Source organism: Sorangium sp. So ce887, assembly GCF_051521455.1.
Lineage (GTDB): Bacteria > Myxococcota_A > Polyangia > Polyangiales > Polyangiaceae > Sorangium.
In genome coordinates, this window is the sequence record NZ_CP150354.1 from 7050898 (window position 1) to 7063645 (window position 12748).

Annotated in this window: 11 protein-coding genes; 6 read left to right on the forward strand and 5 right to left on the reverse strand. The window is 70.6% G+C overall.

Annotated features, from left to right (window positions below; genetic code table 11):
• The first annotated feature begins 280 nt into the window (after positions 1-280).
• The 3 genes from WMF36_RS26085 (at position 281) to WMF36_RS26095 (ending at position 4066) form a co-directional block, all read left to right on the forward strand.
• Complete coding sequence (locus WMF36_RS26085) at positions 281-2347, forward strand: toxin-antitoxin system YwqK family antitoxin (protein ID WP_437573469.1); 2067 nt, start codon at positions 281-283, stop codon at positions 2345-2347.
• A 127-nt stretch (positions 2348-2474) separates the two neighbouring features.
• Positions 2475-2963 carry an SsrA-binding protein SmpB gene (gene smpB, locus WMF36_RS26090; RefSeq protein ID WP_437573470.1) on the forward strand — a complete coding sequence of 163 codons (489 nt, stop codon included), beginning with the start codon at positions 2475-2477 and terminating at the stop codon, positions 2961-2963.
• A gap of 527 nt (positions 2964-3490) precedes the next feature.
• Complete coding sequence (locus WMF36_RS26095) at positions 3491-4066, forward strand: hypothetical protein (protein ID WP_437573471.1); 576 nt, start codon at positions 3491-3493, stop codon at positions 4064-4066.
• Between the two features lie 123 nt (positions 4067-4189).
• On the opposite strand, the gene WMF36_RS26100 is transcribed toward WMF36_RS26095, so the two are convergent.
• Both WMF36_RS26100 and WMF36_RS26105 read right to left on the reverse strand, forming a co-directional pair.
• On the reverse strand, positions 4190-5479 hold the full coding sequence (locus tag WMF36_RS26100) for an extracellular catalytic domain type 1 short-chain-length polyhydroxyalkanoate depolymerase (RefSeq protein ID WP_437573472.1): 1290 nt from the start codon (positions 5477-5479) through the stop codon (positions 4190-4192).
• Between the two features lie 235 nt (positions 5480-5714).
• The gene (locus tag WMF36_RS26105) at positions 5715-5897 is read right to left on the reverse strand and encodes a hypothetical protein (protein ID WP_437573473.1); all 183 of its coding nucleotides are present in this window, start codon (positions 5895-5897) and stop codon (positions 5715-5717) included.
• Between the two features lie 357 nt (positions 5898-6254).
• Between WMF36_RS26105 and WMF36_RS26110 the strand changes: the two genes are divergently transcribed.
• Positions 6255-8405, forward strand: a complete 2151-nt coding sequence (locus tag WMF36_RS26110) for a DUF6055 domain-containing protein (protein ID WP_437573474.1) — start codon at positions 6255-6257, stop codon at positions 8403-8405.
• A 23-nt stretch (positions 8406-8428) separates the two neighbouring features.
• On the opposite strand, the gene WMF36_RS26115 is transcribed toward WMF36_RS26110, so the two are convergent.
• Positions 8429-9526: a Gfo/Idh/MocA family protein gene (locus WMF36_RS26115; protein ID WP_437573475.1), complete on the reverse strand. Its 1098-nt coding sequence runs from the start codon at positions 9524-9526 to the stop codon at positions 8429-8431.
• Positions 9527-9603: 77 nt separating this feature from the next.
• Here WMF36_RS26115 and WMF36_RS26120 point away from each other — a divergent pair, with 77 nt between their 5' ends.
• Positions 9604-10344, forward strand: coding sequence for a TetR/AcrR family transcriptional regulator (locus WMF36_RS26120; protein ID WP_437573476.1), 741 nt, complete (start codon positions 9604-9606; stop codon positions 10342-10344).
• Positions 10345-10393: 49 nt separating this feature from the next.
• Here the strand turns inward: WMF36_RS26120 and WMF36_RS26125 are convergent, their stop codons facing one another.
• Both WMF36_RS26125 and WMF36_RS26130 read right to left on the reverse strand, forming a co-directional pair.
• A complete protein-coding gene (locus WMF36_RS26125) occupies positions 10394-11050 on the reverse strand; it encodes a glutathione S-transferase N-terminal domain-containing protein (RefSeq protein ID WP_437573477.1) in 657 nt (218 codons plus the stop codon).
• A gap of 316 nt (positions 11051-11366) precedes the next feature.
• Entirely contained in the window at positions 11367-11843 is a 477-nt protein-coding gene (locus WMF36_RS26130; protein ID WP_437573478.1) for a hypothetical protein, read from the reverse strand.
• 11 nt (positions 11844-11854) lie between these two features.
• On the opposite strand from WMF36_RS26130, the gene WMF36_RS26135 reads away from it, so the two are divergent.
• On the forward strand, positions 11855-12688 hold the full coding sequence (locus WMF36_RS26135) for a hypothetical protein (protein WP_437573479.1): 834 nt from the start codon (positions 11855-11857) through the stop codon (positions 12686-12688).
• The last annotated feature ends 60 nt before the right edge of the window (positions 12689-12748 follow it).

The window sequence follows — 12748 nt, forward strand, 5'->3', positions numbered from 1 at the left end:
GGCGTGTCGGACGCCGAGCCGCGCGAAGAGCTCAATCGATCTCCGTCGTACGATCGCCACGGCAGGGCCCCGAGACGAAACGTCGATGCGTACCTGACGAGGGAGCGCCCGGCGTGTCCTTGTGCGATCTCGCAGAGGCCCTGTCAGGCAGGAGGCGTCCCGCAACGGCCGCCGCGCGCGCGGCTCGCCCGGGTGCCCGTCCCGAAGCTGCGCTTCATGGATCTTTGCAACCAGCATGAACAACCGCCTTGTCGGCGCGAAACCCGATAGGCTGCGATGCGTGGACTCGACGACACACCACGGCGCGGAGCGACCTCCGTCGGTCCCGCCTGCAGCCAGGTACAACCCCGAGCACGGGACGTTCGAGCTCGTGGAGACCGACGCCGACGGCCGTCCGTCCGGCGAGTGCCGCGTGTACCGCGCGAGCGACGGCTCATTGCTCTCGCGCTGCCGCTACGCGGACGGGGTGAAGGACGGGCCGTTCACCATGTTCCACCCGAACGGTCAACCCGCGCAGCGCGGGCGCTACCGGGACGGCCAGCTCGACGACGAGGTCGTGGTGTACGGCAGCGACGCCCCGAGCGAGCTCAAGCTGCGGCCGTGCTGTGTGCCGCCCGGCGCGTGGGAGCTGCGAACGCAGTATCGGGAGGGGCGCATCGTGCGGCAGGTCTTTCACGACCGCGCCGGAAATCCGATCTCCGCGGACGGCTCCCGCTGGCCCGACAGACCCGCCGGCGTCGCCGAGGAGGCGGACTACGAGCAGGGCTCGCAACGCTGGCTGGTCCGCGAGGAGGACGAAGCGTCGGCCACGCTCCTCCATCGCTACTTCACGCGCGAGGGCGAGCCCTCTCAGGAGATCGAAATTCGCGCTGGAGCGCGGTATCGCGAGCTCCGGTACGGCGCGCAGGGCCGCCCTTCCGAGGAGCGGCACCTCGATCCCGAGGGACGCCTCCACGGCCCGTCCGTCCGCTGGTTTCCCGATCCGGACGCGAGCCCTTACCTCGACCCGCGCGTGCGCGAGGAGCGCGGTCAGTACGCGCACGGTCACCCCGTCGGGGCGTTCACGGGGCTCGACGCGGGCGGGGCGACGGTCGTCCAACGCGAGCTCGGCGCGGCCCTCGACGAGGCCAGCCTCGTCGCGTCGCCCGCGCTCGCCGAAGATCTCGCGGCGTGGGACGCCGAGCGCGTCTGGGCCCTCGCGCGAGAGCTCTTGCAGGGCGGCCGCGCGCGCGAAGCCTGCTGCGCCGCGGCCCGCGCGGCGGTCCGCGGGGGCGAGCGCGAGAGGCTCGCCGAGTTCCTGCACGCCGCGACGCTGCGGCCACGACCCGAGGTCGCGGAGCGACGCGGGCGAGCGCTGCTCGAGACGCCCGACGCGACCGCGCTCGGCGCCCTGGACGAGCTGCTCCTCGGCGCCGAGCCGAGCGCTGCCTACCGCACGCTCGCCGCCGCCTTGCCGTGCTCGCGGCGCGTCGCGCTCTCGCTCGTCGAGGCGGCGCTGCTGCTCGAGCCCGAGCGCCGCTCGACCTGCATCACGCGCGCGCTCCTGCGGCTCCAGGTCGGCGACACGCGCGGGGTGCTCGAGGACGCCGACCGCATCGAGCCCGAGGCCGCCGCCATGGCCGAGCACCTCAGGACCTTCGTGCGGCTGCTGTTCCCGGAGTTTGCTTTCTGGCCGGCACGCCAGGTCATCGATTCGTTGCCGGCCGACGCATCGGCCACGGTCGAGCTCGATCAGCCGCTCGATCAGGTCCGGCAGAAGATCCAGCTCTACGCTACCCGCTTGCTGCGCCTGCGCGAGGCCGTGCAGCGCAGCCTGCCGGGCACGGAGCCCTGTCCGTGGCTCCCGCCCGACCTGTCGCACGTGCTGCCGGACGGGCCGGTGGAGCTCGCGCGGACGGCGGCGACCTTGACCGAGGAGACCGAGAACGGCGTGGAGACCGTCGAGCTCACCGTGGACGAGACGCTCGACCCAGGAGCGCTGCCGGTCTCTCTCCTGATGCGAAGGGCCCGAGCCGAGTGGGCCGCCCTCTGCTGGCTTTGCTGGTCGGCCGGCCTCGACCGCGTCGCGTTGCCGGAGCGCATCGCGCCCCGGCCCGACTTCACGGCGGCGGTCAACATGTCGCTCACCCGTTGCTTCCGCGCGCGCGATCAGCTGCAGACCGGCGGGCTCGTCAGCCGGGCGCGCGGCGTGCCGGGCTTCGTCTGGGAAGGGCACGCCATCGACCGGCTCGACGCCACGCTCGCGGTGATCGCGGCCGACGAATACTTCGAGATGCGCTGCCTCTTCGTGTGGCTCCTGTTTCCGGAGAACATCTCCCCGTTTCAGAGCGACATCCGCGCGGCGTGAGCCGATTCAAGACGGCAGAACGGCGAGCGCCGGTGAAGCGAACGACGGGAGTGGACGTGCACGCCGCCCGCGCGACGTTCGGCGAGCGCGGCGAGGGGCACGGGCGCGTCGTGCTAAGATCCCCCTCGTGCCGAAGGAAAAGGCCAGGCCGGGCGAGACGCTGATCGCGCGCAACAAGCGCGCGGGCTTCGATTACGACCTCGGCGACCGGTTCGAGGCGGGGATCGTCCTCAAGGGGAGCGAGGTGAAGATGCTTCGCGCCGGCAAGGCCGACTTGACCGACTCGTTCTGCACGGTCTCTCGGGGCGAGGTGTTCTTGCAAGGTGTGAGCATCGCCGCGATGGCCAGCGCCGCCTTCGGCCACTTGCCGAAGGGCGCGCGCAAGCTCCTCCTCCATCGGCGCGAGATCGAGCGCATCGACCATTCGATCGCCCGCGAGGGGATGACCGCTGTCGTTACCCGGCTCTACTTCAAGAGCGGTCGGGCCAAGGTCGAGATCGCGCTGGCGAGGGGAAAGAAGATCTACGACAAGCGCGAGGCCATCAAGGCGCAAGATGCCGAGCGCGAGGCGCGGGCCATCGTGGTGCACGGACAACGACGGTACGGACGCGCGTGACGCAGGTCGCGGCTGACTGCGGCTGGTTGCGCTGAAGCGCACGCGCAGGCCAGCGCGCGCCCCGTCGTCCTGACGGGGCGGCGTGCGCCATCGCGGCGACGTGGCACTCGAAACAGCCCACGACCGCGCGAGGGCAGCCTGCAACAGGCGCCGAGCGCGAGGTGCGCGGGAACGGCGGTGTTGCACCCGGTTGCACCCGGTTGCACCCAGGCAGGCCCGTCGGCGTGGGACCTCCACGAGCGGGGTGGCCACGAGACGATGCGCCGGACGAGGCCAGGGCGAGCGGCGCGTCCCGGCATCCCTGCGGCGTCGCGCCCGCCGAGGGCGACGGGAGGCGGCCGCCCCTGCGCCCCCGCGCTCTCGGAGCGCGCGCGGCGCACCGCGGGGAAACAGCCGATCTCTCGCCTGGCACGGCCCTTGCGAAACGGCTTTGCGTCGCGACGACACGATGAACAGGGGCGCTGAAGAGCGCTCGATGCCGTCGCGCTGACCATCGGACTCTTTTTCTTCTCTACGAGGAGCAAACTATGTTGATCCGTAATACGTGTGCGGTCGTTGTGGCTTCGCTGTTCGGGTTCGGGTGCGCCGTCGACGCGGGGGACACGGGCGGCCTTGACGAGGATCGCGAGGAGCTCGCCGGCGCCGGCGACGAGGAGGCCGTCGCGAGCGACGCCGAGGCGCTCGCCGTCGGCGCGCCGCGGCGGCACGCGAGCTTCAGCCTTCATTACGGCGGGAACATCATGGAAGAGGACCATTACCCGGAGTTCGGCGGGATGTGCTCCTCGGGGTACGAGAGGGTAAACGTCGACGTGCGCTGGAACGGGAACGGAGCCTGCGAGTTCGCCGGCTGGGTCAATCCAGGCAATCCGACCGATTGTCGCGCGAAGCTCCATGTGCACACGAACGCGTTCTGGGGCGGCGGAGAGTGCATGGCCACGAGCTTCGAGGCGCGCAGCAACGTCTACACCTGCGGCGACAGGCTCCGGAATTATTGCGGCGGAGCCGGCCCTCAGCCCAACGGTGCAGCCCCGGTGTGCTTCTGCGACAACTCTTGCACCTTGTACGGGGATTGCTGCCCCGACTACCATCTGCTGTGCCGTTGAACCACGCACGTCACCTGCGCACGTGAACGCGCTCACATGCGCAGGTGAACGCTGCCCTTCCTCACGCATCCTGCCCGTTCACGGAGGTGGGTTGTAGCCCGATCTCCCCGACGAGACAGCGTGTCAGCTCCTGGCGTTTCGATGCCGGCGACGGAACGTCAACAGCGCGAGGCCCACGGCGACGGCCGCTGCGTAGGAGCTCCTCGGCTTCGCATGGCCGACGACACAGGCGCATCCGCCGGATTCAGATGCGGGAGCCGGGTCCGCGCCGGGGTCGGCGGTGCCGGCGGTGCCGGCGGTGCCGGCTGGAGCGCTGCCGCCCGCTGCGCCGCCGCCGGCGCTTCCGCCGTCACCCGCGATGCCACCGCTCCCCGCTGCGGGTCCGGCGCCGCCGGCGTTCTCAGCCCCCCCGGCGCCGCCGCCCGAGCCGCCCGAGCCGCCCGTGCTGCCCGCGCCACCGCTGCCGCCAGAGCCCGAACAATCGGTCTCTGGATCGACACCACCGGCCTCGTCGAGACCGAAGAACGCGAGGATGGCGTCGTGCTCGTACGCCATGGAGTGCGCGCCGTCCTTTCCTGACCAGGCCTCGAACACCGTGTTACCACACTCGTTGCTCCAGAACTTGCGCTCATAGGTGGTCCCGTTCGCGGTGGTCGTGCTGTCGGTCGAGGTCGGGGTCTCGCTCAGCTCCAGGACGTTCGTCCATTCCTTGATCGCCTCGCCGTGGTTGTTGTAGTTGATCGTCGCATCTGCCGTGCCGTGGAAGATCTGAAGGCGCGGTCGATGTCCCGTATAGCCAGGATACATCGCACGAACCTGGTCTCCCCATTGCTGGGCCGTCTTGCTCGTTCTGCCCCCCGCGCAGTTGCCGCTCCACTGGTTGCTCGGGTCGAAGCCGTCCGCCCAGCACCCAGCTGGCACCCCCGCCCTCGCCGCGCCGGCCCTGAAGATGTCCGGGTACACCGCCAGCATGGCTTGAGTCATCATCGCTCCGGATGAGCCACCCATCACGTAGACGCGCTCTGCGTCGCCGCTGTACTTCTCGAGCGTGTACTTCACCATCTGAGCGACGGCCTGCGTGTCACCGCCGCCGTCGTGGGTCAGGGATTTCGTCGTGCCCACATCCCAGCAGTTTCGGCCCATGGCCTCCGGAAGGATGATGATGAAGCCGTTCTTGTCGGCCCCCGCGCGGATACCCGAGATGCTGTTGAAGAACCCACTCACCGGCGTGCTGCAAGAGTGGCAGGCCACCACGATGGGTGGATTCTCCGCCAGCTGGTCCGGGACGTAGATGTGCATGTTGACGTAGTCCGGTACGCCGCTCGCTCCCCACGTTGCCCGGTTCACCGGCACCACGGACGCCGCGTGCGCTGGCTCGGCCGCGAGCAGTCCCAGAGAGATCGACGCGACCACGAGAACGTGATTCTGAAATCGACGCATGTCCGAGTACCTCTTGAGCTGGCGTCGCCGACGATGGCGCGCGCTTCACAGGTTGATCCTAATCGACAGGAGAACTTCGGCGCAAGCCGCTTCGAGTTCTTCCATTCCGGGAAAATTGAACCAGGCGCTCCCGCGCCGCAGAACGTCACCGCATTGCAGACGGCCGTGAGCCCGCGGCCGCGCGGCGCTCCGCCGGTCAGGAGCGTGGCTATCTCCGGAACCGCTCCGCGTCGACCCCATACCGCTTCAGCCAGCGCTGGATCTGCATCCGCGCCTTGCCCATCTCGCTCGCCACGGCGGAGATATTCCCTCTGTGCACGCCGAGCAACCGGACGAGCTCCTCCCGCCGCGCGGCATCCCCTGCCTCCGGCGCTTCCAGCGCGCGCTGCACCGCAGGGGAACATCGCCCTCGCCGCGCGCGGGTGGATCCGGACCCGCGCGGCGTGCTCCGGCGGGAGGCGGGCGAGGAGCGCGCCCTGAGCGCTGCCCCAGAGGGCCGTTCGCGCCGCCCCGGGCAGCGCAGTTGCCGGGCGTACTCGGCTCCGATGCCCGCCGGCGCGCCGGTGACCACTGCCTTGCCCTTGTCCGATACGCCGCCCATGTTCGCCCTCCACGCCGCCCGGCGACGGCCCGGCGCCCGGCGGGCCGACACCGCCTCCGCTGGACGGTCGCCGCGCGACGCGCTGGTGCCCCGCGGCCCACCTTGTTTTCTTTTGCCTGGCGAGCGCGCGCCGAACGAGAATAGGGCATGCTCAACCAGGCTCACGACTCACCGGCGATGTGCAACCACGCCGTGCGTGGGAGCTCCACGCGCACGCTCCCTGCGCCAGCGGGCTATCGGCGCACGGCTCGCGCGCTGTTCGAGCAGCGGCTCGTGAAGGGCTCGGCGCTCGCCATCGCCGGGCTCCTCGCGGCGTGCGGTGCTCCATCGGAGGAACGTGCTCCGGATTCGGCGTCCAGCGGCGGCGGCACGGAGGCGACCGCAGGCGCCGCCGGCGCGGGGGGGACCGGCGGCGCCGGCGGCGCGGGGGTGACCGGGGGCGCCGGCGGCGCCGGTGGATCGCGGGAAACGAGCACGTCGACGGGCGCTGCCGGCGGCGACCCCGAGGGCTGCCGGCAGGGCACGACGAGCACGACGTGGGCGACGAGCTGCGAGACCACGGGGGCGAGCTGCACGGCGGGCACCTGGACGGCGCCGCGCGGCGGCGGTGAGACGGGCGCGCCGCTGCGCCACGAGTCCGCGCACTTCGCCTTCTACTGGCCCGAAGGCACCGAGATCACGCTGAGCCAGGCGCGGGAGGCCGCGGACACGCTCGAGAGCATCTGGGACACGTACTTCGGCAGCCCCATCTTCTTCCCCGAGCCGTACTGCGGCTCGGCGAGCAAGTGGAAGGCCGCGGTTCACTTCGACAACAGCTTTCCGCTCTGGGGCGGCGGGTGGACCCGTGACGGCATCGGCTACATGGGAATGTGGATCGGTCCCGGCGCCGCCCGCGACCCGTGGGGGCTCGCCCATGAGTTCATGCACGGCGTGCAGTCGACGACCCAGGCATTCCCGGATTGCGGCGGCACCGGCTGCTGGATCTTCGAGAGCCACGCGAACTGGATGCCGCACCAGATCTGGCGGGACAACGTGCACTGCTCGGAGATGCTGCCCAACATGCCGCACCTCTACTACGGCAACACGCGGGACCGTTACTGCAACTGGCAGTTCTTCGAGTTCCTGAAGGACAAGCACTGCTACAGCGCCGTCAACGACATGTGGGCCCACGAGGCGCCGAGCGGCCAGGGCGATCCGTGGCAGAAGCTCATGCTGAGCCGGGGCTGGGACATCGAGCAGCTCAACGACCTGTTCGGCGAGTGGGCGATGCACAACATCACCTGGGATTACAGGGACCCGCCGCCGACGGACGGCGGCGATCCATCCAGCGTATATCGCCGGGCTTACGGCTCGATCGAGGTCGACCGGACGTCGCGCGGTCGCACCGATCGGCGGCTCCGGCTCACGCGGCTCGAGGCGCTCGACGCGGACTGGGCACAGGATCGCCGCTTCGTGTCGCCGTACCACTGGGCGCCGCAGCGCTGGGGTTACAATGTCGTGCGCCTGCACCCGCAACCGGACGCGACCAGCGTGCGGGTCGCGTTCCGGGGTGTGACGCAGACAGGCGCCGACTCCGGCTGGCGCTGGGGCCTCGTGGCGACGGACCCGGAGCTCACCACGCCGCGCTACAGCCCGCTGCAGCGCGGGAGCGACGGCGAGATGGACCTCTGCATCAGCCCGGGCGAAAACGTCTATCTGGTCGTGGTCGCGACGCCGACCGAGTACCAGAAGCTCGTCTGGACGAATCCCTCGGATGGTCCGGCGTACCCGTCGATCTATCGCTATCCGTACATGGTGCAGATCGACGGCGCGTGGCCCGCCGGGTTCCAGGGCGGTCAGCTCGAGGCGTGTCCGTCGGGCACCGCGAGGCACGCGAACGGAGGCGGCTGCGCGCCCGCGGGCACGCCGTCGAGCGTCCATGTGGGCCCTTACGCCACGATCCTCGGCGGCGAGGTGAGCGGCGATGTCCGCGTCGAGGATCATGCGACGATCGTCAACGGCGCGATCTCCGGCGGCCGTATCGGCGCGCTCAGCCTCGTCGGGCAAGGCGGCTCGGGCATCCAGGCGCGCGGATTCGACGTGAGCGGCTCGGCGATCGTGCAGACCACGTTCTATCCGCTGGGCTGGTTTGGCGATAACCAGTCCGTCTCCGGAACGGCACAGCTGCTCGGAGACGTCGAGCTCGTCGCTTCGTCGAAGTCGAGCAACACATTCTACGGGTTTGTTCCCGACGACTGGAGAGGCGTCTCGACGGCGACCGAGGTGACGGTCGCACCGCCGTACGCCTGGCGGCCTTGAGGCCGCGGCGTGGCGAGGCGCGCTCAGCCCTTCCAGGGGAGGCGCCGCCCCGCGGCGGAGGCCTCGGCGATCGTGTCCACCAGGCGATGGAGCTTCAATGCGTCGCGGAACGTCGGCGCGAGCGAGGTGCCCTCCGCGAGATCCCTCGCGAAGGCCGCATAGACGTGCGCTATCTGAACTGCATCGTCGGACAGGGCGGATCGGGGTATCCAGGAGAGGCGCTCGGGCGTGGGGAGCGGCTGGAGCGGCTGTCCATCGCCACGGGCGCCCGACAGGCTCAGGTCGTGGGACAGGACGAGATCGCCCTCGGTGCCCGTGAAGGTGCAATTCACGACGGGACCATTGCGTTTTGCGGTCTCGAAATGGGCCGACAGGACCGCTCCGCCCACGAGCGTCCCCGAGATGAGCGCCTGGTCCGGCGCCGTCACCGGCACGACCTCACCGGTCTCGATCACCGTGGTCACGTCGAACTGGCGGGTGACGAGGCTGGACAGGCTCTCTAGCTCGCCGACCGCGGAGACCACCGTGTCGAGGAGGTGCGCGGCGACGATCGTGAGCACGTCGGCGCCGTTCTTCGCGTCAGCCGCATACGCCTCGGAGCGCGTCCGCCGCGCGCCGGCCATCGGCATCGCGGCGTGCACCGTCACCGAGCGCAGCTTGCCCACATATCCTTCGGCGATCAGATCGCGGAGGTGACGCACGCTCGGCGCGAGCCGCCGCTGGAGCCCGATCAGCGTGCGAACGCCGGCGGCCTCGGCGGCCCCGGCGAGCTCGGTGGCCTCGGCGAGCGAGACCCCGAGCGGCCACTCGCAGAACACGTCTTTCTTCGCGGCGATGGCGGCGCGGACGGGGCGCGCGTGCTCGGGCGTGCGGACAGAGACGACGACGAGATCCACGTCGGGGTGCTCGATCAGCGGCTCGGCGCGGTCGAACGCGTGGCGCGCCCCGAAGCGGCGCGCAGCCTCGTCGGCGCTCGCTTGCCTCGTGGTGCTCACCGCCGTGAGCTCGTAGGCGTCGAGCGACGCGAGCGCAGGCAGGTGCGTCGCCACCGCCCAGCCCCTGTCCGGGCTCGCCCCGATGATCCCGACGCGAATTTTCTTCGATCCTCTCGTTCCGCTCATGACCTCTCCATCGACGAGCCTCCGGCCTAACCGGAGGGTTGCTCCGGTTAACATACGGAGGGATCCTCCGTTTTGCAATGGCCCCTGAGCGATCGACCCCGAAGCCCCCACCCGCCGGCGGGAGCGAGGCGCCGCGCCCGCTCCGCGCGGACGCGCGGCGCAACCGCGAGCGGCTCCTCATCGTCGCCGCCGAGGTGTTCTCGGAGCGCGGCGCCGACGCGTCGATGGAGGACATCGCCCGGCGCGCCGGCGTCGGGATCGGCACGCTCTACCGGCACTTCCCGACGCGCGAGGCGCTGCTCGCCGCGACCGTCGAGGAGCACCTGCTCGCGCTCGCGCGGAAGACGCGGGCGCTCGCGGCGTCGGCGCCGCCGGGCGACGGGTTCGCGGAGTTCATGGCGGCGTTCGTCGAGCACGCGAGCACCTACCGGGGTCTGGCGGCGTCGCTCGGCGTCGTGTTCCAGTGCGGCTCGCCGGGGTGCATCGCGGCGACGGAGGCGGCCACCCACCTGCTCTCGCTCGCCCAGGCAGCAGGCGAGATACGGTGCGACGTCACCGTGGACGACATCGTGGGGCTGGTGACGGCCATCTCGGTTGCCGCGCAGCAACCCCCCGCGGACCCGGCGCGCGCGCAGCGCCTCCTGACGACGTTCATCGCGGGGCTCCGGGCGCCCTCGTCGTCGGAGCGGGCCGCCTCCTCATCCAGACGGGCGCCGCGGGCGAGGGAGGGCCATCCGGCGCCTGCCGCCGGCCGAGACGGCGCCACGGCGTCTGCGGGCAGCGGCGGTCAGCGCTCGGGCGCGATCAGGCGGCGCTAGCGTCAGGGCTCGCCGGCGCGGAGCGACACCGCGCTCCGGCCTGGCGGGCTCACGGCGCGTCGAAGCGGTACGCCGTCGCCTGGGCCGCGGCGCGCTGGCCGAACTCGTCGCAGAAGGACGTCAGGGCGCGGTAGCCGCTCGTCGGCAGCATCTTCCGGAACTCGAGGTGCGTGACGAGGCAGAACGCGCAGACCTCCAGGTAGCTGAGGTCGCGATCCTGGGGCAGCCCCGCGCGCACCGCCTGGAGGTTGTCGTCGAGCCAGGCCAGCATGTTGAGCAGGCTCTTCTGTAGCTTCGTGAGCTGCGCGTCGCCCTCCGGCGTCCCCGCGAGCTGGCCCATGATCAGCGTGACCTCGGTGGCCATGGCCTGCACGACGAGCTCCTGCGCGTTCGCGGTCAGCGCCTCGGTGAGGTGCTCGGGCCAGACCACGCGCCGCTGCACCGGCGCCCGGCGCGCGAGCTCTCGGCAGATGTTGAGCGAGCCGAGCCACGTGGTCGCCCCCGTCCGCAGGATCGGCAGGCGCAGCGCGGGGTTGCCCGCGTAGTCCGCGGTGTCCAGCGAGCGCAGGTCGGGGACGACCTCGAAGGCGCAGGCGACCCCGAGCTCGGCGGCGAAGATGCGCGTGACGCGCGTGAAATGGGAGCTCGAGCGACCGACGAGCGTGGGAACACGGCCAGGATCATGCGCGGGCTCTGTCACCCGCACGGACTACCACATGCGCCAGCCCGAGGGCCAGACGGTCACTGGGGCCGCCGGCGCGGCCGATCGGCCGGCCCTGCTGCTCCCGCCCATCACGGGGCAGGCCCGATCAGAGGCAGATCCCGAGCTCGGGGTCGCCGAAATCGGTGCAGAGCCCGCCGCTCGAGCAGGGCGTCCCGAGGCCGGAAAGCTGAAGCGCTATCCGAAAACCGAGCGCAGCGTGGCAGCCGTCCCATCGTACAGCCACGCTGCACACGCTGGTGGGTCGATGATCGCCACGCAATCCGCTCTCGTGAGAAAGCAGCGCTGATTCGAGAATCACTCACGAATCGAGATCAGGTCGCTCGCGACGCAGAGCGAACGAGACATGTCCGACAGAGGCTGGCCCGGGATCTTGCCTGGGAACGGCTCCAGGAGAAAAAACCGCCAAGGCGCCAAGAACGCCAGGTGAGGTGAGGATTTTTCCGGCGTCCTTGCCAGCTCGTCCCATTCCGGCGTGCGGGTGGCGCTGCCCGCTGCACACGAAACCAGGAACGTGGGAGTGCAACTCGATAGATATTTCCAATATCTCATCTTCATGCGGAAACCTCTCCGGGTGAACGACAACATCACCTGTGCGCGCACCATAGCAGGAGACCGCGGCCAACATCGAGGTCCAGCGTCGTGATGGCATTGCAGTGATATCATCACATGAAACGCTCAACGCGCCCGTCATCACGCATTGCATCGTGAGCGCCACCGTGCTTTCTAATCTGTTCATGAATCGATCGCGCGACGAACGTCGCGCGACCATCACCATGAAGAGGTACCTTGCTTTACTTTAACACTCCGCTTCGACTGGTCTTGTGCCTGGCCATCGGCCTCTCGGCCACGGCCTGCAATGGGTTCAACATCGATCCCGGGGTCCTTGGCGCCGGCGACACGGACGATAGCGACGCCGCCACCACGACCGGCAGCGCCAGCAGCTCGAGCCAGGGCGGTGGCAGCGCCACGGCCGGCACGGGCGGCGGCTCCACCACTGTTGGCGCCGGCGGCGAGGGCGGCGGCTCCACCACCGTTGGCGCCGGCGGTGAAGGCGGCGGCTCCACCACCGCTGGCGCCGGCGGCGAAGGCGGCGCCTCCACCACCGCTGGCGCCGGCGGCGAGGGCGGCGGCTCCACCACCGCTGGCGCCGGCGGCGAAGGCGGCGGCTCCACCACCGCCGGCAGCGGCGGCGAAGGCGGCGCCTCCACCACCGCCGGCACCGGCGGCGCGGGTGGCGGCTCCACCACCGCCGGCACCGGCGGCGCGCCTCCGATGGATCCCGCGTGCGGCCCGGATACCGCGACCTTCGCCGATGTGGTCCCGATCCTCGAGAAGAGCTGCTCGACCTGCCACGGGAACCCCGCCTTTCTGGCCGGCGGGCTCGACCTCCGCCCGAGCGAGGCGGTCGGCGCGATGGTCCATCAGGACGCCGGCTCGTGCTCCCGCGAGCAGGCGCTCGTCGTACCGTTCATGCCGAGCAGCAGCTATCTCATGAACAAGCTGAAGGAAACCGGCCTGTGCGACCCTGACGAAAGCAAGATGCCCCCAGGCGCGTCTCTACCCGAGGCCGAGATCAAGACGATCAACGACTGGATCTGCGCGGGCGCTCCCGACAACTGAGCATCGCCCCCCTCGCTGCGCCCCCACCGGCGGCGTACGCATCAATCGCCAGCGCTCCCC

What these genes read in the sequence shown, in the direction of transcription:
- WMF36_RS26120 (WP_437573476.1), top strand. Translation starts at nt 9,604, where the DNA reads ATGGCCCCTGAGCGATCGACCCCGAAGCCCCCACCCGCCGGCGGGAGC.
- WMF36_RS26130 (WP_437573478.1), bottom strand. Translation starts at nt 11,843, where the DNA reads ATGGTGATGGTCGCGCGACGTTCGTCGCGCGATCGATTCATGAACAGA.
- WMF36_RS26110 (WP_437573474.1), top strand. Translation starts at nt 6,255, where the DNA reads ATGCTCAACCAGGCTCACGACTCACCGGCGATGTGCAACCACGCCGTG.
- WMF36_RS26095 (WP_437573471.1), top strand. Translation starts at nt 3,491, where the DNA reads ATGTTGATCCGTAATACGTGTGCGGTCGTTGTGGCTTCGCTGTTCGGG.
- WMF36_RS26115 (WP_437573475.1), bottom strand. Translation starts at nt 9,526, where the DNA reads ATGAGCGGAACGAGAGGATCGAAGAAAATTCGCGTCGGGATCATCGGG.